Below are 23,143 nucleotides of genomic sequence, written 5' to 3'. Positions count from 1 at the left end.
CCTGGAAGTCGGTCAGTGCAGGCCGCGAGTGAGATGTTCGACGCCGCCTTCGGATTCGAGCCAGGCCAGGAACAATTCCAGGCCACGATCCCGGTCCATGATCGGCGCGTATCCGAAATCCCGTGTCGCGGCGCCGGTGTCGTAGGTGGCGCTGCGCGTCATCAGTGCCACGACGTACCGGGACAGCGGTGGTGACCAGCGTCGCGCGATCACCGGTACCCGCCAGACCGTGTCGATCACTGCCACTGCGGCATCGAGCACTCGGCGGTCGGGTGTCCGGCTGGGAGGTGCGTAGCCGAGCCCGGTCGCCACCTCGGCCAGGAATGCCCACACGTCGGTGTGCTCGGCGTCGGCGAGGAAGTAGGCCTTACCGCCCACCCGATCGGAGGCGGCGGCGCCGAGGCAGGCGTGCACGACATTGTCGACATGACACAGTGAGGCCTGCACGGACCTGCCGAACGACAGATCGGGTAGCCGCCCCTGTGCGGTGCGGCCGAGCAGGCGCACGATCGGCCCGGACCGGTCGCCCGCACCCCAGATCGCGCGCGGACGCAGCGCACAGGTGGTGAACCCGTCGGCGTTCGCGGCCAGGACGGCACGTTCGGCGGCCGCCTTCGTCTCGGAGTACAGATTCAGATACCGCCGCGGATAAGGCACCGATTCGTCGATCTCGAGCTGGTCGCCGCCGTCCCGGTCCATCAGCGCGCTAGGGCTGGAGATGAAGACGAAACGACCGGCTCCGGCCGCACGGGCGCAGCGCAGCAATGCCTCGGTGCCGCGCACGTTCTCGTTCCGGAACTGTTCCCGGGTGCCACGCTCGTCGACGCGGGCGGCGCTGTGGAAGACCACGTCGACGCCGGCGCAGGCGCGCGCCAGAGAGGCTTCGTCGGTGAGATCACCGTAGGCGACCCGCACGCCGTCGAGTCCGGTGAGATCACCCAGTTTGCTGGTGGGCCGGGCCAGGACGGTCACCTCGTGTCCGCCGTCGCTGACCAGACGCCGCACCAGCGCACCGCCGAGAAATCCGGACGCACCGGTGACCAGTGCCCTCATGACCGGGCCTTTCCGTCGTCATCGTGTTCGCCGGCAGTGCCCGGTTGCGTCCGCCACCAGGTCAGTCCGAAGAGCTGGGTCATGACCGCGGTGTGCAGCCGGGAGCGGCCACTGCCCGTGGTAGCCCGCAGCGCGGCGGGAATCTGTGCCGCGTGCACTCCGATGCTGAGTACCGCGTCGATCCACCACAGTGTGCGCAGCAGCGGGGACCGGCCCAGCACCTTCGGCCCCGCCAGCAGGTACAGCCAGCCCGCGATCGGAATCAGGCGCAGGAGCAGGACTTTCATCGGGCGTCCTTCCGGAGTTGCGCCTCGGCCCAGCGGGCGAGCTGTTCCCGCCCGATCTTGGCGTTGTGGCGGATGTCCACCGGGAACTGCGGATGACACAGGAACTCCGTGATCGGCTCGGTGAGCGGGTATTCGGCACCGCGGGCACGTAACCCCTTCAGCACATCGGTCCGGTCGGCGTCGGGATCCGGTTCCACGCAGAGCACCGGCTGCTGCGCACCGGGTGCGCCGACCCCGACCAGTGCGGTGCGGGCCACCCCCGGCACGGCGTTGAAGATCTGCTCGATCTGCACGGTGAACAGGAGCCCGGCCGATGTGCTGACACGCTGGGATTTCCGGCCGCAGAACCAGATCCGGTCCGCGTCGTCGATCCAGGCCAGATCACCGGTGCGATGCCACACGGTATCGCCGTCGACGATCTTGCCCGTCGTGTTCGCTGCCGCAGGCCAGTAGTACCGGGTGCTCACATTCGGTCCGGTCACCACCAGTTCACCGATCCGGCGGGTACCCTCGAGTTCGTCCTCGCGCGCTCGCACCTGCGTCCAGGTGGGCAGCGGATCGTCGGTGATCGCGACGACTCGCGCCCGGATCCGGTCGGCGGGCCGGCCGATGCAGGTACCCGCTCCGGTCCGTGCCCGTTCGGCGGGACCGGCCAGCAGCTCCCGCGATTCGATCATCGACATGGGCAGCGCTTCGGTGGAGCCGTAGCCGGCGTAGATGCGGACCTCGTCGGCCAGTACGTCACGCAGGCCCGCGATACACCAGTCCGGGACCGGGGCACCACCGGAGTAGATGCTGCCCAGCGTCGGCAGTTCGGTTCCGGACTGTTGCAGGTGACGCAGCAGCGGGATCAACACCGCGGGGGAGGCGAACAACGTGCGTACCCCGAAGGTCCGGATCGCCGCGGCGACATGGGCCGGATCGGTGGATCCGACCTTGCTCGGAATCAGTGGCGGCAGCACACATCTGGATCCGAGCAGCAGATCGAGGATACCGACCAGCGGCAGTGTGATCAGTGAGGTGTGTGGCGCGATGTGGTCGCGTGCGGCATGGACCTGTTCGATCATCGCCGACAGGTTGCCGTGGGTCATCTCCACCGCCTTGGCGGGTCCGGTGCTGCCGGTGGTGAACGCGATGAGCAACAGATCCTCGGCAGCGCCCGGGGTGCGCCGCGGTGCCGGAGCCTCGGGACGGCGACCCCAGGAGTCGAGGGTGTGGCCGCGCCAGAACCAGCGTCGCCCGACCGTGACCGCGACACGGACGTCCCGGAAGTACCACCGGAACAGCACCCGGGCCGCATGAGCTTGCGGGATGCCGATGAACGCTTCGGCGTCGGCGGCCTGCAGGCAGCGCAGCATGCGGCGTAGCCCCATCCCGGGATCGATGACCACGGGCACCGCACCGATCTTCAGCAGCCCCAGCATGACGGCGTAGAGCTCGGGGCCGGGTAACACCAGCACGATGGTCCGGGTGCTGCTACCCACCCCTGCGGCGTCGAGCCGTTCGGCGATCGTGTCGGACCATTGATCGAGCTCGGCGTAACTCAGCGAACGGTACTGCGGATCCCCGGCCCGGTTTGCATCGCTGAAATGCACTGCTACTCGGCTGGGTTCGGCCGCGACGACGTCCCGGAACCGGTCGATCGCCTGCCAGTAGGTTCCGCTCATGCCGGGATATCGGCAGGCGCCGGCAACCGGTAGATCGCAGCGGCCGCGGAGGGCCCCGCACCGGCCGCCACGAACAGTACGGTGGTGTACGCCGACAGCGAATCCTCTTCCACCGCAGAGTGGTAGGCCAGCGGCAGGGCAGCGGTGTGCGGATCGCCCTCGGACAGATCGGGGGTGCGTACCGCGCCGAGGCCGAGCGCATCGGCCAGCAGGTGCGGGAACTTCGGCGTCGGTGTGGAGGAGATCAGGACGGTGGTGGCGGGATCGACGCCGGCGACGGCATCGAGGGCCCGGCGGCCCGCTTCGGTCGCGATCTCCAGCAGCCGGCTCTCGTAGCCGGGCTCGCGTTCCACCGTCATCAGCCCGCGGCCGACGGTGCCCATGGTGGCGGTGTCCACGTAGGACTCCACCAGCGGGCCGCCGTCGCCGTTGACGGTGTGTACGCGGTCGAAACCCGCGGTGCCGTCGGCATATTCGAGCAGCAGGGCGCCACCGGAGGTCGCGTAGGGGAATTCGTCGTCGGCTGCCGAGCGGGTGAGCGAAGGGTGGGTGTCGCCGGAGACGATCAGAACATGCCCGGCACCGGCGGTCTCGAGGATCGACTGCGCGACCTGGACCGCGTTGAGCACGCCGGTGGCGCCGTTCATCAGATCGAAGGAGAACGAGCGCGGATCGCCGAACTCGTAGTCCAGCCCGATGCCGGCCTCCTTCTGGATCAGCGCGGCGACCGCGGGTTCCACGGTATTGGAATCGCGGAAGATTCCGGTGTTGATGAGCACACCGACTTGGCTCGGTGTGACTCCGGCCCGCTCCAGGCTGTGCCGCGCGGCCCGGCCGCTGTGCTCGACGATGCTGAATGTGCCGTTCGCGCGGCTGATTCCGGTGGATGCGATGCGTACGCCCATGCGCAGTACCTCAGACCTTCAGAGACGAAATCGTGGTGGACAGGAAGCCGCCGACCACACCCGAGGCGGCCGGAACCATCAGCAACTTCGACCCGTCCGGGATTTCTCCGCGGCGCAGGTGGTCGTGCAGGACGATGAAATGTGACGTGCTGGAGGTGTTCCCGTACTCGGAGATGACATTGAGATCGGGCGGCATCGGGGTTTCGAACTCGCGCTCGGCGAGAGCGTTCATGAACGGCACCGCGGCCGCACCGAACTGGTGGTGGATGATGTAGTCGAAGTTCTCCTCGGCGAAGGCGGTTCCGCGCTTCTCGTAGAACATGCGCTGCGTATCGGTCCACACCAGGAACCGCGCCTCGTTGTGCATTTTGCGGTTGTCGGTGTACAGGGCCACGCCGGAGGATTTGTCGCTGGGCATACCCAGGCACAGGTGGGAGAACTCCGAGGCCGTGACCAGTTCGATGTAGTCGATGCGGTCGGACTCGTCCACCGATGGGTCGAGCACGACGGCGGCTGCGGAGTCGCCCACGGTCAGCGAAGCGAACTGCAGATCATATTTTTCGGAAATTTCCCGTACGGCAGTATCGGCGATCGGAGTAATCGCTTCGCCACTGACGACAATGCCGTTTCGGACCATTCCGGAACGGATCATTCGATCGAGAATGTAGGTGCCGCTGAGCATTCCTGCGCATGCATTGGACAGGTCGAAAGTAATCGCATTCTCGGCACCGATCCGTCGTGCCAGCGCGGAGGCGAACGACGGCTCCATATACATTCTGGTGCCATCTTTGCTGCGAGTGATCGAGGTGGATATCAGCACGTCGATATCCGATCCTGCATACTGTGACCTGGAAAGACAGTCGTCGAGTGCCTTTCCGGCCAGCGTGAAGGAATCCTCGTAGGACTCGGGTCGTGTGTCGTGGACGCGGCGTTCACGCACGCCTGTGATCTTTTCCACGTCGAACGCCGGTGGTACCGCGAGCCGAGCTATCAATTCCTCCGTGGTGACCGATTTTTCCGGTAGATATGCGCCGATGGATTCGAACCGAGAATACGGCACGCCGCCCCTCCTGAATTGGCATCACGAATGCTTGTGGAATTCGTACGGATGGTGATGCTACCGGAGAGTAACTAGCGATTGGCGGGTGTGCATCTCGACCTTCTTCCGAAGCCTCGCGGGCGCAAGTTTCTGTAACTGTGCGGCGCAGATATTTGGCTACGGTATGGCAATCATTCCGGTTGGAGTGCTACCAGGGTCTGGATATCTATTGCGTAGGCAGTCGGCACTGCCGCAAACAGTCCGCATCGACCCCAGCTGGGAGATTTCACAGCCGGGGTCGCTTCTCGTTGTGAGGGACCTCACCGGTACGGCGGCCGATGCCACCCGCTGCGAGCGATCGGACTCAGGCCGTCCGGCGTGCGCCTGCCGCGGGAACCGCGACGAACAAGCGTGGCGACGCGAAACCCCGCGCGTGCAAGCGCTCCCGGATTTCGGCGGCGACGGCGTCGACGCGGTCGGTGTCCACCAGGGCGATGATGCTGCCCCCGAATCCGCCGCCGGTCATCCGCGCCCCGTGCGCCCCCGCGTCGATTGCGGCCTGTACCGCCGCATCCAATTGCGGTGTGGACACCTCGAAGTCGTCGCGCAGCGAGGTATGGCTACCGACCAGCAGCGGTCCGATCGTGCGCGGATCGCTGCCGTCGCGCAACAGGTCGACCACGGTGAGGACCCGAGCGTTCTCGGTCACCACGTGATGGGCCCGGCGGCGCAGTATCGGGTCGGGCAGGCGCCGCAGCTCGTCCGGCTCGGTCACCGCTCGCAGGGAATGTACGCCGAGTTCCCTGGCGGCATCCTCACATTCGCGGCGCCGCTGGCCGTAACCGCCGTCGGTCAGACGGTGGGGGGTGTTGGTATCGGCCACCAGTAACTGCAGCCCGGCCGCGGCGAGGTCGAAGGGCACCGGTTCGTGCTCGCCGGTGGCGAAGTCCAGGAACAGGGCGTGTCCGGCGGTGCCGAGCAGTGCTGCCGACTGGTCCAGCGTTCCGGTGGCGGCGCCGACATACGAGTTCTCCGCCGCACGCCCGATATCGATCAGTTCGCGGGTGCTCACCTCCAGCTCGAACAGATCCCGAACGGCCAGCGCCACCGCGCATTCCAGTGCCGCGGACGAGGAGAGTCCCGCGCCGACGGGGACTTCGCCGTCGATCTCGAGGCGCACGCCGGGCAGTGCGTGTCCGCGGCGCAGGAATTCGTGCACCACGCCGAGCGGGTACCGGGCCCATCCCGAGATCGGCGAATCGGCCAGTTCACGCAGGGGCACCCGCGTGGGCTGTCCGGGATGCTGCTTCGAACTCACCTGCACCACGGCGTCGGTGGTGACCGTCGCGGTGCAGGTCACCACCTGGGGCAGGGCGATCGGCAGGGCGTAACCGTCGTTGTAGTCGGTGTGTTCACCGATGATGTTGACCCGGCCGGGAGCTACCCAGACCCCCTGTGCGGGGCGTGGTGTCACCGCACCTCCCGCAGTTCCGCGGCGACTGTTTCGGGGGAGGTGTCGCTGATGAAGGCGTGCATTCCGGATTCCGAGCCGGCCAGGTACTTGATCTTGTGCTCGGTGCGCCGGATGGAGAACAGTTGCATGTGCAACCACCAGTCGTCGCGGGCGGGCTCGGTCGAGGGCGCCTGATTCCAGGCGGCGACATACGGCATCGGGGTCGGGAAGCGGTGCGCGAAGCGCTGCTGAACATCGAGATACAGCTGGGCGAACCCGTCGCGTTGCGCCTCGTCGAGTTCGGGAATATCGGTGACCCGGCGGTGTGGATACAGCTGCACCTCGTAGGGCCAGCGTGCGAACGGTGGCACGAAGGCCGTCCATTCGTCGTTCGCCGCGACCACCCGGATGCCTGCTGCGCGCTCGGCGCCGAGCAGGTCACCGAACAGATTGCTGCCGTGTGCTTTCCGGTGCCGGGCCGCATTGGCCGCGATGGTGGCCGCGCGGGGAGTGGGAAAAGGATAGGCGTAGATCTGCCCGTGCGGATGGGTGAGCGTGACGCCGATCTCCTCGCCGTGATTCTCGAAGCAGAACACCTGGGCCACGCCCTCGAGTTCGCGGAGTTCCGCACTGCGTTGCGCCCACACATCGACCACCAGGCGGACCCGGCCGGGATCGAGACGGGCGAACGAGCCGGTGTGGTCGCTGGTGAAGCACACCACTTCGCACCGCCCGAAGCCATTGCGCAACAGCGTCTCCGGTGAGCCCTCGACGTGGTCCGGCAGCGGCTCGCGAACGGTGGACAAGGAAGGGAAGCGATTCTCGAAGACCACCACCTGGTAGTCGGATTCGGGAATCTCGCTGGGATGACCCGGGCGGGACGGGCACAGTGGGCACAGGTCGGCCGGTGGCAGGAAGGTGCGGCTCTGCCGATGTGAGGCGATCACCACCCACTCACCCAGCAGCGGATCGAAACGAGCTTGCGAATGGGTGCTGGTCGTGGGGAGGTCGCGAGTATCGGTGGCGGTGCGTGTCGTCGGTTCGCTGTCGAAATAGATGATCTCGCGGCCGTCGGCCAGAGACCGACGACTCAGCACCGGACTGGACCGTGCCATCGCACCCCTTTGCTCGCCCGCGGAACTCAGCGGACAGTAGCACCGCGCACCGACGTCCCGCGGAAGCCCGCGACGGCGTGGCGTCCGGTGGAGCCGGTAGGTCAGTATTCGCTGCCGAAGGTGCCGCCCGGCCCGTACGATCCGGTCGCCGGCGGTGCGGGCATCATGACCCACCCGCCGCAATTGGCGGTGTCGAAACCGGCATCACTCGGCTTCACCATCACCCGCACCGGGCTGTTGCGGACGTAGTCGCTCGCCACCAGATAGGTGTTGGGATCGGCGGTGTCGCCCGGCTCGGCGATATGGCGCAGCCGCTTCCAGACGCAGGGATGGGCGGGGTCGGCCGGTCCGGCGGACTGATAGATCCCGGGGGCGAGATCGACCCCCACCCGGTAGAGCCCGTCACCGGGCACCGCTGTCGCCGGTGCGGCGCCGGCAGTTCCCGAGCCGAGCATCGCCGCCGCGGAGACGACGGCTCCGGTGATCACCCATGTGCGTGTACGCACCACGGTCCCTCCTCGATATCGCACAACCAGGCCGCCGATCGACTGTCGCGGCCGCGGAAGAACCCCGTATCTTCCGCGGCTCGGTCTATCAGAATTCCGGGTACCGAGGGATCGGAACCGGGAAATATCGGGAGATTCACCAGAAGGTATCGAAATGTCCCCGCGGGATCCCCTCGGCCCCACGGGGACCGCACCTGTGTCATGTCGTCCACCGGGTGCGACATGGGAAGCTACTGCAGCGTCGAGCAGCGTGGCAAGCGTAGTTTGTGTTCAAGAATTCAATTACTCGGGCCCACGATCCGGTACTTTTGCGTACAACCGGACGTAGCATTCCGGATACCGCGTAAACAGGCCTGGACAGAGGCCGTGAATATCGACTCACTCGATGGGCAGCGAAATTTGGGCAACGCCTGATTGCTGTTTGTGTGGGTTTCGAAACTGTGGTCAGTGACACAAACCTTGCGGTTTTCTGTCTGGTCGGCGCGGCAGGCTGCCTGATGGGTAGCTGATTCGTGTCCGCGTGTTGCATGCTGCTCAGCGTTGTCGGTATTTGTGCTGCAAGGAGTAGGTCTGCCTCGTTTCGGCGGGAGTAACGGTTCGGTAACCAGACTTGCATTTCCGAGACAGCCGTTGCCAGAGTGAACCACTGGGTTTGATGTTACTAGTGGGAAGGGAGGGGTGCTCCCGGCTCCGGGCGCACCGTCCAACATGAACCATCCACGCATCATCAAGACCGGAGTCAGGCTCGCCGTCGCCGCCGTCACCACGGCCGGCGTTCTGGTTCCCACCGCTGCGCTCGCGACCCCACCCGCACCCGCGGACCCCGATACCTCGACCACGCTCGCAGGGAAGACGGTTTTCCTGGACCCGGGCCATCAGGGCTCCGACCATTCCCAAGATCTCGCCCGGCAGGTCAACGACGGCCGCGGCGGCACCAAGGACTGCCAGACCACCGGCATGACGACCCGCAACGGCGTCGCCGAACACACCATCAACTGGAATGTGGCGCAGCTGGTGAGCCAGTCACTGCAATCGCTCGGCGCACACGTCGTGCTGAGCCGCCAGGACGACACCGGCTGGGGCGGATGCGTCGACGAACGCGCCGAGGCCGCCAACCGCTCGGGCGCGGACGTCGCGCTCAGCATCCACGCCGACGGCGCCCCCGAACAGGACCACGGCTTCCATCTGATCGTGCCCCAGTTGCCGATTCCGGACGCGGCCGCGGACCGAGCCCAATCGGGTCCCGGGCGCGCTGCCACCCAGGCTGTGCGGGACGCCTACGTCCAGGCCGGATTCGCTCCCGCCAACTATGCGGGCGCGGTCGACGGCCTGCAGACCCGGTCCGATATCGCGGGCCCGGCGCTGACCCAGGTGCCCGACGTCTTCGTGGAGATGGGCAACGGAGCCAACGCCGACGACGCGAAACTGCTCGAATCGCAGGACGGGCAACTCCAGCACGCCATCGCCATCACCACCGGCCTGGTCGGCTATCTGCTCGGTGTGGACCCGGGCGCCGCTACCTCGCAGGCATCGGCACCGGCGGATGCCCCGGTGCGGGCACCGGATCCGTCGCCGTCGCAGCCTCCGACACCGCCGGGCCAGACCTCCCCGACCGAGGATCCCGCCTCTCCGACGCACGACCAGGCATCGCCGGCACCGGGATCGACATCAGCGGATTCGCAGGCGCCCACCCCGTCGCCTGCCGACTCACTGCGAGGTGCGCCGACTCCGAAGCCCGGCGCCTCGGCCCAGCAGAACCCGTCGACACCGGAAACGACCCGCCCCGCACAATCCGGCACTCCGGCCACCACCCAACCGAGCACCGACGGCACCCGCGATCCCGCCGCACAGACCCGGCCGGGTAACCCCGCGAGCGCCTCGTCGGACACCTATCGGAGCGCGCCCGGAACCTCCCCGAGCACCACACCGCAAGCGCGGACGAGCCCGCAAGCCGACGCACAGGCGTTGCCCGGTCGCTCGGGCAACGACGCACAGCAGAGCACGCCCGAAACCGGCTCGGCCGCCGGTGAAGTCGCCACCACGGCGATGAAGCTGCTGCTGCCGCTGGCGAAATCTCTCGGCATCGACGAAGGCGCGATGAGCGACGAACTGGTGAACCTCGCCTATACGCTGGCCTCCACGCTCCTGGAAGCCATCGAATAGCCGGCGCCACCGAACAGCGCACCCATCCGTGCCCGCCCCACCGCGAGGGGCGGGCACGGGCGCGTCAGCGGCGGATCGTGGCTGCTAGGCTTCGTGCAATGGATCGGCGCATACCTGTTCTGGTGGTCGCGGGATTCCTCGGATCGGGTAAGACCACGCTGCTGAATCACCTACTGCGGCGGCGTGAGGTCCGAATCGGTGTGGTGGTCAACGATTTCGGCGCGGTCAATATCGACGCCATGCTGGTCGCCGGGCAGGTCGACGCGATGGTCTCCCTTGGCAACGGATGTGTGTGCTGCGCGGTCGACGTCACCGAACTCGACGACATGTTCGCGCGGCTCGCCGAACCACGCCACCGCATCGACGTTATCGTGGTCGAGGCCAGCGGCCTGGCCGAACCACGCAACCTGATCCGCATGGTGATCGGCAGCGACAACCCGCGCATCCGCTACGGCGGCCTGATCGACGTGGTCGACGCCGAACATTTCGACGACAGCAGCGCCCGTCATCCCGAACTCGTCTCCCACCTGGGCCTGGCAGATCTGATCGTGCTCAACAAAGCCGATCGGGTGCCGGACGCACAGATCGACGACCTCCGTGAGCGGATCCGGCAGATCAGCGGGCCGGTGCCGGTATACGCCACCGCACACGGCCGGGTCGACCCGCATCTGCTCTTCGATGTTCCCGAGCGCACGCAGCCGCCGGTCGCGCGGCAACTGTCCTTCGACGAACTACTCACCGAACACAACCACGACGCGCCCGGACATCACCATCTGCACGACGGATACGACAGTGTGAGTTTCACCAGCGCCACCGACCTCGATCCCCGCCGGCTCGTCGGATTCCTGGAGGACCCACCGCCCGGCCTGTTCCGGGCCAAGGGCGCCGCCGTCTTCGATGTCCGCGGCGAAACCCGGAAATTCCTGCTCCACATGGTCGGCCGCCATGTGATCTTCGAACCGGCGCCCGCGGTGCGCGGGGGTACCAGCCTGGTGTTCATCGGCTCCGGTCTCGACAGCGATGCCACCACCGACCGGCTACGAGCGACCACGCACGCGGGAGCCGAACCACTCGACGAGCAGTCGCTGCTGCCGGTCTGGCGCTACGTGCCACGCGATTGAGCTGCCCGCAGGCTCAGCCGCAGGCATCGACCCATTCGGACAGGCCGTCGGCGAACAATTGGCGCTTCCAGATCGGTACCTCGTGCTTGATCCGGTCCACCAGGGTCGAGCAGGTGTCGAACGCCTCACGGCGATGCGGTGCGGCCACCGCGACCACGATCGCCAGATCGCCGACGGCCAGCGAACCCACCCGATGCCGGGCGGCGACGGGAAGGCCCGACTCCCGGGCGACCTCCGCACACAACCGCGCCAGGAAGCGACCCGCATCCGGGTGCGCCGAATACTCCAGCGACGACACCGCCTGCCCGCCATCGTGATTGCGCACCTTACCGCTGAACACGACCACCGCGCCGTGCTCGGGGCCGGTCACCGCCCGTTCGAGCTCCGCGGGGTCGAGCGGTTGATCACTGATGCCGGTGAGTAGCGAATTCTCACTCATGACGGCCTCCTCCGGCGACCTGGGCCAGTAGATGGTCCAGCAACGGTTCCAGTACCGCGATCCCGTCGCGGACCCCACCCGGCGAACCGGGCAGATTCACGATCACGGTACTGCCCGACAGCCCGGCCACGCCACGGCTCAGTGCGGCGAGCGGGAAGGTCGCGGTGCCGCGCTGACGGATCACCTCTGCCACCCCCGGCAGCTCCCGATCCAGTACCGCCAGTGTGGCTTCCGGGGTGGCATCGGTGGGGGAGGCGCCGGTACCACCGGTGGTGATCACCAGACCCGGCGCCCCATCGAGCGCCTCACGCAGGCCTGCCGCGATCTCGGCATCGGCGACGACCAGCGGTCCGCGCACCGAAAACCCCAGCCCGGCAAGCCAGTCGGCCAGCACCGGGCCGGTCTTGTCGACCCGGGTGCCTGCGGCGGTACCGGTCGAGGCGACGACGACCACCGCCGACCGGGAGCCCTCGCCCGAGGACGATGCGTCGTTGTGGTTCGGACTTCCGTGCCGCTGACCCGTATGAGCGCCGGGATGCGAGTGCTCGCCGTGGTCGTGCCGGGGCTCCGCGTCCGTGCGCCCGGCATCGGTGAGCGAAGCAGCAGGCCCCGCAGCGGTTTCGGCGGCACCGGCATCCGGGCGTTCCCAATGCCCGTGCTTACCACCGTCTTTCGTCAGCAGCCGCACACCGTCCAAGACCGCTGCCGGATCCACCGCCTTCACCATGTCGTGCAAGGTCAGACCGGCGACCGCGACCGCGGTGAGCGCCTCCATCTCCACCCCGGTCGGGCCCTTCGTCTTCGCCCGCGCCTCGATCGTGATGGCGTCCTCGGCAAAACCGAACCGCACATCCACCGACGACAACGCCAATTGATGGCACAGCGGAATCAGCTCCGACGTCTTCTTCGCGCCCGAAATCCCGGCCAGCCGCGCCGTGGACAACACATCCGCCTTCGGCATGTCGTCCGCGCGAACCAGCGCCACCACCTCGGCGGTGGTCCGCAACAGCCCGGCCGCGACCGCTACCCGCGTCGTCTCCGCCTTCGCACTCACATCGACCATCCGGGCACGGCCCTCGGCATCGACATGCGACAGTTCACTCACAATTCGCGCACCCTCACCAGCGATCCCGCGGCCACCTCGGTCGTCGCCGCCGGAATATCGATCAGAACATCAGCCTGCGCCATGGTGGCCACCAGATGCGAACCGGGGCCCGACACCGACCGCACCCCGCCGTCGGCACGCCGCCCGCGCAGGAACTGCCGCCGCCCGGCCGGTGAACGCACCGGCTCCAGCAGCGCCACTTCATAGTCCGCCATCGGCGGCAAACCGCTCAACTGCCGCAACACCGGCCGGGCGAACACCTCGAACGACACCATGGTGCTCACCGGATTCCCCGGGAAACTCAGCACCGGAACACCGTCGACGACACTGAGCCCCTGCGGCCCGCCGGGTTGTACCGCCACCGGCCCGAACTCCCCGCCGGAACCGGCCAAAACCTCCTTCACCACCTCGAAATCGCCCTGGGACACCCCGCCGGAGGTGAACACCACATCCGCGGCGGCGAGCGCCACCGCGAGCTTCGCGCGGAACTCGTCCGGGTCGTCACGACTGTGTGCCACATCGACCACCTCGACACCGTTGGATTCCGCCGCCGCCGCGAGCGCGATCCCGTTGGAGTTGTAGATCTGCCCCGGACGCAATGCCAGCCCCGCCGCCACCAACTCGTCACCGGTGGTCAGCACCGCGGCCCGCACTCGCCGCGCCACCGCGACGGTTTCGATCCCGACCGCAGCCAGCGCCGCGACCCGATTCGGGGTCAGCAGCGTTCCCGCCGCCACCAGCAGCTCACCCCGGCGGATATCGGTACCCGCCTCACGCACGAAATCACCGGCGTTACGGCCTCGTTCGACCACCACGGAACCCGAGCCCGCTCGGGTGTCCTCCACCGGCACCACACAATCGGCCCCCGGCGGAATCGGTGCCCCGGTCATCACCTTCACCGCCGTACCCGGACGCAACCGCTCCGGGCCGGCCTGCCCCGCCGCGACCACCTCGTCGACCGGAAGTGTCACGGGTGCCACCGCGACCGACGCCGCCGCCACCGCGTACCCGTCCATTCCCGAGTTCCGGAAAACCGGAAGATCCAGCGGCGACCGCACCTCGTCACTCAGCAGCCGACCCAGCGCAGCGGACACCGGAACCCGCTCACCCCTGCGGTCCGCCAACGGTCGCAGCAGCTGCTCGATCCGCTCACGATGATCCTCGACGGACCGGGCGGAAGTAGTAGCGGGCCGTGAACTCATAGCTGCAATTATGGCCTTCGTTCCGGCCGCGGTCCCGCCCTCCGGACCGAAACCCGTTCCGGCTTCCATCCGGTTACGCAACACTCACTCTCTGTTGTTGCAGGACGTGAGGTTGTCCTTCCCCTCATAATGGAGTCGTGACCGTCGTTCTCATGGGGATTCCTGCCGTCCGGGGCGGGCGGCCCTCGCTGGACGGACGACCCGACACCGACCTGCTGGTCGACAAATTCGGCCGGGTAGCACGGGATCTGCGGATCTCCATCACCGAGAAATGCTCACTGCGCTGTACATACTGCATGCCGGAGGAAGGGCTGCCCGCGATCCCCTCGGACGAACTGCTGTCCACGGGGGAGATCGTCCGGCTGGTCGAACTGGCGGTGCGGCAGTTGGGGGTTCGTGAGGTCCGGTTCACCGGTGGCGAACCGCTGATGCGGCGCGACCTCGAACAGATCATCGCCGGATGCCGGGCCGCCGTCCCGGACACTCCGCTCGCGATGACGACCAACGGCATCGGGCTCGAGCATCGCGCTCGTGGACTGGCCGCGGCCGGTCTGGGGCGGGTCAACGTCTCGCTGGACACCGTGGACCGGGCCGGTTTCGCCCGCCTCACCCGCCGCGACCGGCTCGGCTCGACGCTCGCCGGAATCCGCGCCGCCCATTCCTGCGGCCTCGCCCCGGTGAAGGTCAACGCCGTATTGATGCGCGAAACCCTCTCCGGCGCCGTCGACCTGCTGCAATGGTGCCTCGACGAGGGGTGTGAGCTGCGGTTCATCGAAGAGATGCCACTCGACGCCGATCACGAGTGGGCGCGCGCGAATATGGTCACCGCGGCCGAACTGCTCGAGGTGCTCGGCGCGAGGTTCACCCTCACCGAGGCCGGTCGCACCGATCCGTCGGCACCGGCGGAGACCTGGCTGGTGAACGGCGGCCCGGCGACCGTCGGCATCATCGCCTCGGTGACACGCCAATTCTGTGGCGACTGCGACCGCACCCGCCTGACCGCGGACGGCATGATCCGATCGTGCCTGTTCAGCGATCAGGAATACGATCTGCGATCGCTGCTGCGAGCGGGAGCGAGCGACGACGAGCTGGCGCAGCGGTGGCGCGGCGCGATGTGGAACAAATGGGCCGGTCACGGCATCGACGCCGCCGATTTCGTCCCGCCGGAACGCACGATGGGAGCCATCGGTGGTTGAGGTCCGATATTTCGCCGCGATCGCGGACGCCGTCGGCAAGGACAGCGAGCGCTTCGAGCTGCCCGAGCCCGCGACCGTGGCCGATCTGCGCACGGCACTGCACTCGGCCTACGGCACGAAACTCGAGCCGATGCTGAAAGTATGTGCCTACCTGGTGGGAGACGAACTCACCCGCGACGGCACGGTGCAGCTGAGCGCCCGAGTGGACGTACTGCCGCCGTTCGCCGGCGGGTGAGCACGGGGAACCGACTCAGCCCTGTTTCCACCAGGTATCGAGCGGGGTGACCGGAACGGTGCGCTTGTGCCGGGTATTGCGGAACAGGGTCTCGATCCGCTCGGCTGCTTCCGGCGCCACCTCCTTGCCCTCGAGATAACTGTCGATCTGGGCGTAGCCGACTCCGAGCGCCTCCTCGTCCGGAAGCGCCGGGCGATCGTCCTCGAGATCGGCCGTCGGCACCTTGCTCCAAGTACTCGGCGGTGCACCCAATTCCTGCAGCAGCGCCGCGCCCTGGCCCTTGGTGAGGCCGGTGAGCGGAGTGACGTCGGCACCGCCGTCGCCGTACTTGGTGAAGAAGCCGGTCACCGCCTCCGCCGCGTGGTCGGTGCCGACGACGAGCAGGTTCAGCTGGCCCGCGATGGCGTACTGAATCACCATGCGTTCACGGGCCTTGATATTGCCGCGGACGAAATCCCGCAGCCGGGTGTCGGCACCCAGCAACTCACGCACTCCGGCCGCCGTGGCCGCCGATACCGCGTCGGCGCCCGGTGCGACGTCGACCTCGACCACCCGGTCGGGCCGAATGAAATCCAGCGCCCGCTGGGCATCGTCGGCGTCGGCCTGGACGCCGTAGGGCAGGCGAACCGCGACGAATTGCGCGTCCCGCCCGCGGGAACGCAACTCTTCCGCGGCGAGCTGGCACAGCCGGCCGGCCAGAGTGCTGTCCTGGCCGCCACTGATACCGAGAACGAATCCCGTCGTCGGCGTGGAGGTCAGATAATCGGCCAGGAATCCCACGCGGCGCCGCACTTCGACCTTCGGCTCGATGGCCGGTAGGACACCTAATTCGGCGATGATCTGTTCCCGAAGAGTCGACATGCGCTTACTCTACTGGCGTGGTGTCACCAGTGCGCGGGCCACGTTTTCCCAGTGGTCGGCGATCTGTTCGGGCCGATATCCGAGGACTCGGATCTGATGCAGTACCAGACCGGCGTCCAGGGTCGCCAGCAGAGTATCGGTGAGCAGCCCGATATCGCCGCTCGCGCCGAGTTGGCGCAGCAGCAGCGCCACGTGGGTCTTGGAAATGTTGTACGGGGCGGTGCTGTAGCGATCGGATTCGTCGGCGGCGCGGCGCATCTCGCCCTCCACCTCGATACCGGCCAGCCGGGCGCGGCCGTAGGCGATCAGCCGTTGCAGCGGCGGCGCGCCCGGACCCAGTGGCGGCGGCCCGTACATGAACGCCGCCTGCAGCTTCTGCTCGGACTGGTCGAGCAGTGCCAGCATCAGCCCCGCCCGGTTGCCGAAGCGCCGGAATACGGTGCCCTTGCCGACTCCCGCCCGCTTGGCGACCGCGTCCATGGTGATACCGTCTGCGCCGAGTTCGCCGACCAGTTGTTCGGCAGCATCCAGCAGCAGTTGCCGGTTGCGTGCCGCGTCGCTGCGTTCGGAGTGCCCGGCCAGCGGCAGGGGTGTGTCGAGCGCGGGTGACGCTATCGCATCGGGAGCGAGTTCGAGTTCGTTCGGTTGCGGCAGAAGGGTCAGCGGATCCGATACGCGAAGTTCGCGAAAGCCGTGCGAGGTCGGCGGTTTCGGATCCGGAGTGTCGCGGTTCACAGTGCAGCTACCCCTGGTTCGGGAATAGAAGTGGACCGTAGTCCGGTTGTCGTCTCGTGAAAGCGGATGCCACCGCCGCCGCCCACCGTACAAGGAGTGATCATGTCACAAACCCGCATTCTGGCTCTCGTCGGCAGCCTGCGTTCCGGTTCGATCAACCGGCAGCTGGCCGAAGCCGCCGCGCACACCGCCCCCGCGGATGTGCAGGTCGATATCTTCGAGGGTCTCGGCGGCATCCCGTTCTACAACGAGGACATCGACCTGCCGGGTGAGGTACCGGCCGCGGCCGAGGCTCTGCGTTCGGCCGTGACCGAGGCCGACGCGCTGCTGCTGTTCGTTCCCGAATACAACGGCACCATTCCCGCCGTGCTGAAGAATGCGATCGACTGGGCCTCGCGCCCCTACGGTGCCGGGTCCATCAAGGACAAGCCGATCGCCGTGGTGAGCGCGTCGATCAGCCAGAATGCCGCGAAGTGGGCCCATGGTGACACCGTCAAGTCGGCCGGCGTGGCCGGGGGCACGATCGTCGAGAGCGCGCATCTGCACTTCGGGACCATCGGCCAGCGGTTCGCCGAGGCGCACCCGCGCGAGGACGCCGAGGCGCTGACCCAGCTGTCCGGTGCGGTGGCCGAGGTGGTCGCTGCGGTGCGCGAGTCGGTGAACGCCTGACGGCGACGGTTCGGCAAGGATTATCGGAGTAGAGCTCCGAAACTGTTCAGGGGTCGCACCACGGCGGTGCGGCCCCTGAGTCGTGCCGGGATGAGGATTATATCGCCGCCTGCCCTGTTCACCTATAGGATATGAAAACCATTTCCAATAGGAGGAGTCGGCAATGAAGGTGCGCAAGTCGCTGCGATCACTGAAGAGCAAGCCCGGGGCGCAAGTGGTACGGAGGCGTGGGAAGACGTATGTGATCAACAAGCGGGATCCGCGTTTCAAGGCCCGGCAGGGCTGAGTTCGGTTTCCGGATTCGCCGTCCGGATGTGTTGCGACACGCCCGGCATCGGTCGATCGAGGGCCGTGTCCACTCCTCGGTGTGGGCGCGGCCCTCGTGTGTTCCCGGCCGTTGCGTGCAGGTGTGGTGTGGGGTGTGTGAGTGGCCTGCGGCGGGGGTGGAGACAGGCGTTGACGAGGTGCTTGTTGCGGGTGCGTCCAGTGGTGACAATGAGTTTGCTGGGAGCGCGCTACGCTGCAAAATCGTGATCTGTACCACTGTCGTGTCGGCTTGCGAATCGACTGTCCTGGTACTTACCGCCGTCGAATTTCATCTTTGTGGTTCGCAACATGTCGTGTTGGATGAAACTGTCGGCCACTAGGTGTAGTGTCTACGGCACTGGAAGGGGAGACGGACTCGGAGTCGGTCGCCGCAGTGTGATCGCTGGTGAAGGCCCTCATAGCCACTCGCTTCCAGAGGTTTGCGCAGTACCGCATGGATCGTGCTCAGTACGGATGCTCGCAGCAGCTCGACGTACCGATTCAAGGCTGCATCGGATAACGCAAGGAGAGAGGGACACCTATGAGTATCACGGTCTACACCAAGCCCGCTTGTGTCCAGTGCAATGCCACCTACCGCGCCCTCGACAAGGCCGGTATGGAGTACGAGATCATCGATATCTCCGAGAACCCGGAAGCCCGCGACTACGTCATGGCACTGGGGTATCTGCAGGCCCCCGTGGTCGTCGCAGGCGACGACCACTGGTCCGGCTTCCGTCCGGATCGCATCAAGTCTCTGGTGGCCCAGGCGGCCTGAGCCGCCGGTCACCGTTCGTCCGAACAGCGGAGGAAGGGGGAGTGGGATGGCTGGGTTGTCCGGGGAAGGGACCCAATCGACACCCGCTCTGGTCTACTTCTCGAGCGCCTCGGAGAACACGCACCGATTCGTCGAACGGCTGGGCTTGCCCGCCGTTCGCATTCCGCTCCGCACCGCCGATTCGCTGCGCGTCGACACGCCCTATGTGCTGATCTGTCCCACCTACGGTGGCGGTCGGCACGTGTTCGACGCGCAGCGCGGCGCGGGAGCAGCCGGTCGATCGGACAAGGAATTCGTGCCCAGGCAGGTCGCGAAGTTCCTCAACGATCCGGATAATCGTGCGCTGTTGCGCGGGGTGATCGCAGCCGGCAACACGAACTTCGGCGATACGTATTGCTATGCGGGAGAGGTGATCTCGCGCAAATGCGGGGTGCCTTACCTGTATCGCTTCGAACTGATGGGAACCGCCGAGGACGTCGAGCGCGTCCGAGAGGGATTGGGATTGTTTTGGCAACGACAACAGCACCGGCCGGAAAGACGGCCCGCCTAGAGCGTCCGGTCAGCAACGACGCCGCCACCGAGGGGCTCGACTACCACGCGCTCAACGCGATGCTGAACCTGTACGGACCGGATGGTGAGATCCAGTTCGACAAGGATGTCGCCGCTGCCCGGCAGTACTTCCTGCAGCACGTCAACCAGAACACGGTGTTCTTCCACAATCTCGACGAGAAGCTCGACTACCTCGTGGAGGAGAACTACTACGAGCCCGAGGTGCTGGAACAGTACGGCCGGCCCTTCGTGAAATCACTGTTCCAGCAGGCCTACGACAAGAAGTTCCGGTTCCCGACCTTCCTCGGCGCGTTCAAGTACTACACCTCGTACACGCTCAAGACGTTCGACGGCAAGCGCTACCTGGAGCGGTTCGAGGACCGCGTGTGCATGGTCGCGCTGACCCTCGCCGCGGGCGATGAGATCCTCGCCCGCCAACTGGTCGAGGAGATCATCGACGGCCGCTTCCAGCCGGCCACCCCGACCTTCCTGAACTCCGGTAAGAAGCAGCGTGGCGAGCCGGTCAGCTGCTTTCCTGCGGGAACTCCCGTGGATACCAGTGCAGGCCCGCGCCCGATCGAGAGTCTGCGCCCGGGAGACCTCGTGCTGTCCCACGATGGCTCTTATGCCGAGATCGAGAAACTGATCGAGAATCCGAACGATCAAGCGTTGGTATCGATTTCGCACTTCGGTCACAAGGAGCCGATCCGGTGCACTCCCGAACATCCGATTCTGGTGTGGACCAGCCGCGACGTCGAAACGATCATCGACGGTGACGGCGCCGACCCATTCCGTGGGTTTGTGTGGTTGGCCGCCCAGGACGTGCATCCTTCCGATTTCATCGTCACGACCGCGCCGCTGGATACGCGTGAGCGACGAACCTTCGACATGATGAAGTTCACGGGCAAGGGCGTCTACGAAGAGTCGGACGGGCTGGTCCGCAAGGTGAACACGGATGCCAAGCACCGCAACAAGCAGCGCTACAGCCAGGTGTTCGTTCCGGTCAACCGGTACGTCGAGGAGTCTTACGAACTCGGTCTGATCCTCGGCTGGTACCTGGCCGAGGGGCACGTATCCAAGCGTTCCGGAGTCGACGGCGTGCAGCCGAATGGTGTGCACTTCACTCTGGGCGCACACGAAGCCGAATATCACGTCGAGCTCGGCATGGCGTTCAAGCAGGTGTTCGGGAGCGACCTGTCCTTGCACACCAACCACTCCGACCACTCCACCCGCATGGTCTGCAACAGCAAGACTGTTGCCTCGATGCTCTTGTCGATGGCCGGGACCGGATATGCCACCAAACGGTTGTCGCACGAAGTGATGACCGCTGGAGATGATTTCCTGCGTGGCCTGGTAGGAGGTCTGTTCCGTGGGGACGGATGTGCCACCACCGGTGGCATGGTTCTCGATTTGGTCAATCCGGAGCTGATCGATCAGGTGCAGTTGATTCTGCGACGGCTCGGCATCGTGTCGGTGGTTCGTACCTATGTCAACCAGGCCGGCAACCCGACAGGACAGGTGTTCGTGCCCGGCCTGCCCGGAACCAACGAAGAGTTCATTTTCGATATCGGTAAGAACCTGCACAATTACACGGGCCGCAAGGGGACCAAGCGTACGACGTACCAGGTGGTCCATGGCCGTCATGTGTACGGAGTCCGTGCGATCGAGCACACGTCGGACACTCCGGAGAAGGTGTACAATCTGCACGTCGCAGGCACTCACACTTATACGATCCGCGGCACGGTTGTGCACAACTGCTTCCTGCTGCGCATCGAGGACAATATGGAGTCCATCGGGCGTTCCATCAACTCGGCGCTGCAGCTGTCCAAGCGCGGTGGCGGAGTTGCCTTGCTACTCACCAACATTCGTGAGCACGGTGCGCCGATCAAGAAGATCGAGAACCAGTCCTCGGGCGTCATTCCGATCATGAAGCTGCTGGAGGATTCGTTCTCCTACGCCAACCAGCTCGGTGCCCGTCAGGGTGCGGGTGCGGTGTATCTGCACGCCCATCATCCCGACATCTACCGCTTCCTCGATACCAAGCGGGAGAACGCGGACGAGAAGATCCGCATCAAGACACTGTCGCTGGGTGTGGTGATTCCGGACATCACCTTCGAGCTGGCGAAGAAGAACGAGGACATGTACCTGTTCTCGCCGTACGACGTCGAGCGCATCTACGGGACGCCTTTTGCCGATGTGAACGTCACCGAGAAGTACTACGAGATGGTCGACGACCGGCGGATCCGCAAGTCGAAGATCAACGCCCGCGAGTTCTTCCAGACGATCGCCGAGCTGCAGTTCGAATCCGGCTACCCGTACATCATGTACGAGGACACGGTGAACCGGGCGAACCCGATCGCGGGCAAGATCACCCACTCCAACCTGTGCTCGGAGATCCTGCAGGTCTCCACCCCGTCGATCTTCAACGACGACCTGTCCTACGCGAAGGTCGGCAAGGACATCTCCTGCAACCTCGGCTCGCTCAACATCGCCAAGGCGATGGACTCACCGGACTTCGGGCAGACCATCGAAACCTCGATCCGGGCGCTGACGGCGGTCTCGGACCAGACCCACATCTACTCGGTGCCCTCGATCGAGCAGGGCAACAACCAGTCTCACGCGATCGGTCTCGGTCAGATGAACCTGCACGGGTATCTGGCGCGCGAGTACATCCACTACGGGTCCGAAGAGGGTGTCGACTTCACCGACATCTACTTCTACACCGTGGCGTACCACGCGGTGCGGGCCTCGAACAAGCTCGCCATCGAGCGCGGCACCGCCTTCGGTGGCTTCCCGGAGTCCAAGTACGCCAGCGGTGAGTACTTCGACAAGTACACCGATCGGGTGTGGGAGCCGAAAACCGACCGGGTCCGCGAGATCTTCGCTGACGCCGGCGTGCACATCCCGACCCAGGACGACTGGCGCGAGCTGAAGGCCTCGGTCATGGCGCACGGCATCTACAACCAGAACCTGCAGGCCGTGCCGCCGACCGGATCCATCTCCTACATCAACAACTCCACCAGTTCGATCCACCCGGTGGCCTCGAAGATCGAGATCCGCAAGGAAGGCAAGATCGGCCGCGTCTACTACCCGGCCCCCTACCTGACCAACGACAATCTCGAATACTTCGCCGACGCCTACGAAATCGGCTACGAGAAGATCATCGACACCTACGCCGCGGCCACCCAGCACGTGGACCAGGGCCTGTCGCTGACCCTGTTCTTCAACGACAGCGCCACCACCCGCGATGTGAACAAGGCCCAGATCTACGCCTGGCGCAAGGGCATCAAGACGCTGTACTACATCCGTATCCGGCAGATGGCGCTGGAGGGGACTGAAGTGGAGAATTGCGTCAGCTGCATGTTGTAGGGCCGACGAGCGACGGACGCCCCGGCCGGAGCCGGGGCGCCTTCGCGTCGTCGACTACTCCGTTTGTTTCGGGTGTGCCGCAGTCGCCACTGTCAGCCAGACAATGCGTCTGGTCGGGTCGGGGCAGTACCAGACCCGACCACCCGCTGTGACCTCGTACTGCCACTGGTCCAGCATTGTTCCACCGACCTCTCTGGCGGAGTAGGCACCTCGGAGCCGGTGCTGTCGCGCCGGATTCTCTGGTGCGGTGGGGCGTTCGGTCAGCACGATCCATGCTTCCCAGGTGTTGGACTGCGCGGCGCGGCACAGGTCTTCCCAGCCTTTTGCGGCATCGGAAAGATGCGAATCGTGCCTCCCAGGCACCCGGACGAGGAGGTGGTGCGACGCGGTCAC

22 protein-coding genes and 2 pseudogenes are annotated in these 23,143 nt (G+C 66.1%); 11 read left to right on the top strand and 13 right to left on the bottom strand.

From position 1 onward, the window contains the following. Nucleotides 1–12 precede the first annotated feature (12 nt). The 8 genes from NV2_RS02240 to NV2_RS02205 form a co-directional block, all read right to left on the bottom strand. On the bottom strand, nucleotides 13–1,053 hold the full coding sequence (locus tag NV2_RS02240) for an NAD-dependent epimerase/dehydratase family protein (RefSeq protein ID WP_067868351.1): 1,041 nt from the start codon (nucleotides 1,051–1,053) through the stop codon (nucleotides 13–15). Next, nucleotides 1,050–1,340, bottom strand: a complete 291-nt coding sequence (locus tag NV2_RS02235; RefSeq protein WP_067868348.1) for a hypothetical protein — start codon at nucleotides 1,338–1,340, stop codon at nucleotides 1,050–1,052. The genes NV2_RS02240 and NV2_RS02235 overlap by 4 nt, the downstream gene beginning before the upstream one ends. Further along, complete coding sequence (locus NV2_RS02230) at nucleotides 1,337–3,007, bottom strand: fatty acid CoA ligase family protein (RefSeq protein ID WP_067868345.1); 1,671 nt, start codon at nucleotides 3,005–3,007, stop codon at nucleotides 1,337–1,339. The genes NV2_RS02235 and NV2_RS02230 overlap by 4 nt, the downstream gene beginning before the upstream one ends. After that, a complete protein-coding gene (locus NV2_RS02225; protein ID WP_067868342.1) occupies nucleotides 3,004–3,912 on the bottom strand; it encodes a beta-ketoacyl-[acyl-carrier-protein] synthase family protein in 909 nt (302 codons plus the stop codon). The genes NV2_RS02230 and NV2_RS02225 overlap by 4 nt, the downstream gene beginning before the upstream one ends. A gap of 10 nt (nucleotides 3,913–3,922) precedes the next feature. Beyond that, nucleotides 3,923–4,972 carry a 3-oxoacyl-ACP synthase III family protein gene (locus NV2_RS02220; protein ID WP_067868340.1) on the bottom strand — a complete coding sequence of 350 codons (1,050 nt, stop codon included), beginning with the start codon at nucleotides 4,970–4,972 and terminating at the stop codon, nucleotides 3,923–3,925. A 343-nt stretch (nucleotides 4,973–5,315) separates the two neighbouring features. Continuing rightward, nucleotides 5,316–6,425, bottom strand: coding sequence for a galactokinase (gene galK / locus NV2_RS02215; RefSeq protein ID WP_084473773.1), 1,110 nt, complete (start codon nucleotides 6,423–6,425; stop codon nucleotides 5,316–5,318). Then, nucleotides 6,422–7,483 carry a galactose-1-phosphate uridylyltransferase gene (gene galT / locus NV2_RS02210; protein WP_067869208.1) on the bottom strand — a complete coding sequence of 354 codons (1,062 nt, stop codon included), beginning with the start codon at nucleotides 7,481–7,483 and terminating at the stop codon, nucleotides 6,422–6,424. Before galT ends, galK begins: the two co-directional genes overlap by 4 nt. 137 nt (nucleotides 7,484–7,620) lie before the next feature. Then, on the bottom strand, nucleotides 7,621–8,025 hold the full coding sequence (locus NV2_RS02205; protein ID WP_067869205.1) for an Rv1352/Rv1906c domain-containing protein: 405 nt from the start codon (nucleotides 8,023–8,025) through the stop codon (nucleotides 7,621–7,623). Between the two features lie 708 nt (nucleotides 8,026–8,733). On the opposite strand from NV2_RS02205, the gene NV2_RS32915 reads away from it, so the two are divergent. Continuing rightward, entirely contained in the window at nucleotides 8,734–10,188 is a 1,455-nt protein-coding gene (locus tag NV2_RS32915) for an N-acetylmuramoyl-L-alanine amidase (protein ID WP_067869202.1), read from the top strand. A 98-nt stretch (nucleotides 10,189–10,286) separates the two neighbouring features. Then, nucleotides 10,287–11,309: a CobW family GTP-binding protein gene (locus tag NV2_RS02195; protein ID WP_067868337.1), complete on the top strand. Its 1,023-nt coding sequence runs from the start codon at nucleotides 10,287–10,289 to the stop codon at nucleotides 11,307–11,309. A gap of 13 nt (nucleotides 11,310–11,322) precedes the next feature. On the opposite strand, the gene NV2_RS02190 is transcribed toward NV2_RS02195, so the two are convergent. Genes NV2_RS02190 through NV2_RS02180 form a run of 3 tightly spaced genes read right to left on the bottom strand, consistent with a single transcriptional unit; the run spans nucleotide 11,323 to nucleotide 14,055 of the window. After that, nucleotides 11,323–11,748, bottom strand: coding sequence for a molybdenum cofactor biosynthesis protein MoaE (locus NV2_RS02190; protein ID WP_067868334.1), 426 nt, complete (start codon nucleotides 11,746–11,748; stop codon nucleotides 11,323–11,325). Further along, the gene (gene moaCB, locus NV2_RS02185; protein WP_067868331.1) at nucleotides 11,741–12,853 is read right to left on the bottom strand and encodes a bifunctional molybdenum cofactor biosynthesis protein MoaC/MoaB; all 1,113 of its coding nucleotides are present in this window, start codon (nucleotides 12,851–12,853) and stop codon (nucleotides 11,741–11,743) included. The genes NV2_RS02190 and moaCB overlap by 8 nt, the downstream gene beginning before the upstream one ends. Further along, nucleotides 12,850–14,055, bottom strand: coding sequence for a molybdopterin molybdotransferase MoeA (locus NV2_RS02180; protein WP_067868328.1), 1,206 nt, complete (start codon nucleotides 14,053–14,055; stop codon nucleotides 12,850–12,852). Before NV2_RS02180 ends, moaCB begins: the two co-directional genes overlap by 4 nt. Nucleotides 14,056–14,192: 137 nt before the next feature. Here NV2_RS02180 and moaA point away from each other — a divergent pair, with 137 nt between their 5' ends. Together moaA and NV2_RS02170 are read left to right on the top strand one after the other, a co-directional pair. Continuing rightward, the gene (gene moaA / locus NV2_RS02175) at nucleotides 14,193–15,251 is read left to right on the top strand and encodes a GTP 3',8-cyclase MoaA (RefSeq protein ID WP_067868323.1); all 1,059 of its coding nucleotides are present in this window, start codon (nucleotides 14,193–14,195) and stop codon (nucleotides 15,249–15,251) included. After that, nucleotides 15,244–15,486: a MoaD/ThiS family protein gene (locus NV2_RS02170; protein ID WP_067868320.1), complete on the top strand. Its 243-nt coding sequence runs from the start codon at nucleotides 15,244–15,246 to the stop codon at nucleotides 15,484–15,486. Before moaA ends, NV2_RS02170 begins: the two co-directional genes overlap by 8 nt. Before the next feature lie 15 nt (nucleotides 15,487–15,501). On the opposite strand, the gene nadE is transcribed toward NV2_RS02170, so the two are convergent. Beyond that, nucleotides 15,502–16,347: an NAD(+) synthase gene (gene nadE / locus NV2_RS02165; RefSeq protein ID WP_067868318.1), complete on the bottom strand. Its 846-nt coding sequence runs from the start codon at nucleotides 16,345–16,347 to the stop codon at nucleotides 15,502–15,504. Between the two features lie 9 nt (nucleotides 16,348–16,356). After that, nucleotides 16,357–16,962 carry a TetR/AcrR family transcriptional regulator gene (locus NV2_RS02160; RefSeq protein WP_067869199.1) on the bottom strand — a complete coding sequence of 202 codons (606 nt, stop codon included), beginning with the start codon at nucleotides 16,960–16,962 and terminating at the stop codon, nucleotides 16,357–16,359. A 222-nt stretch (nucleotides 16,963–17,184) separates the two neighbouring features. Here NV2_RS02160 and NV2_RS02155 point away from each other — a divergent pair, with 222 nt between their 5' ends. From NV2_RS02155 to nrdE, 7 genes and pseudogenes are all read left to right on the top strand, one after another. Further along, a complete protein-coding gene (locus tag NV2_RS02155; RefSeq protein WP_067869196.1) occupies nucleotides 17,185–17,751 on the top strand; it encodes an NAD(P)H-dependent oxidoreductase in 567 nt (188 codons plus the stop codon). Nucleotides 17,752–17,914: 163 nt separating this feature from the next. After that, a complete protein-coding gene (ykgO, locus tag NV2_RS30600) occupies nucleotides 17,915–18,037 on the top strand; it encodes a type B 50S ribosomal protein L36 (RefSeq protein WP_084473772.1) in 123 nt (40 codons plus the stop codon). Nucleotides 18,038–18,598: 561 nt separating this feature from the next. Beyond that, complete coding sequence (locus NV2_RS02150) at nucleotides 18,599–18,832, top strand: redoxin NrdH (RefSeq protein ID WP_067868315.1); 234 nt, start codon at nucleotides 18,599–18,601, stop codon at nucleotides 18,830–18,832. A 46-nt stretch (nucleotides 18,833–18,878) separates the two neighbouring features. Then, on the top strand, nucleotides 18,879–19,382 hold the full coding sequence (gene nrdI / locus NV2_RS02145; protein WP_067868312.1) for a class Ib ribonucleoside-diphosphate reductase assembly flavoprotein NrdI: 504 nt from the start codon (nucleotides 18,879–18,881) through the stop codon (nucleotides 19,380–19,382). Continuing rightward, a pseudogene (locus NV2_RS32795) lies at nucleotides 19,340–19,915 on the top strand (ribonucleotide reductase N-terminal alpha domain-containing protein); the annotation flags it as partial. The gene nrdI and the pseudogene NV2_RS32795, both read left to right, overlap by 43 nt. Before the next feature lie 6 nt (nucleotides 19,916–19,921). Next, a pseudogene (locus NV2_RS32790) lies at nucleotides 19,922–20,869 on the top strand (LAGLIDADG family homing endonuclease); the annotation flags it as partial. Beyond that, the gene (gene nrdE / locus NV2_RS32785) at nucleotides 20,849–22,750 is read left to right on the top strand and encodes a class 1b ribonucleoside-diphosphate reductase subunit alpha (protein WP_373863527.1); all 1,902 of its coding nucleotides are present in this window, start codon (nucleotides 20,849–20,851) and stop codon (nucleotides 22,748–22,750) included. The pseudogene NV2_RS32790 and the gene nrdE, both read left to right, overlap by 21 nt. Nucleotides 22,751–23,143: the final 393 nt, after the last annotated feature.

This window comes from Nocardia vermiculata NBRC 100427 (genome assembly GCF_001613265.1).
Taxonomy (GTDB): Bacteria; Actinomycetota; Actinomycetes; order Mycobacteriales; family Mycobacteriaceae; genus Nocardia; species Nocardia vermiculata.
The sequence above is the reverse complement of the archived record's forward strand: the minus strand, read 5'-3'. Positions and strand labels throughout refer to the sequence as shown.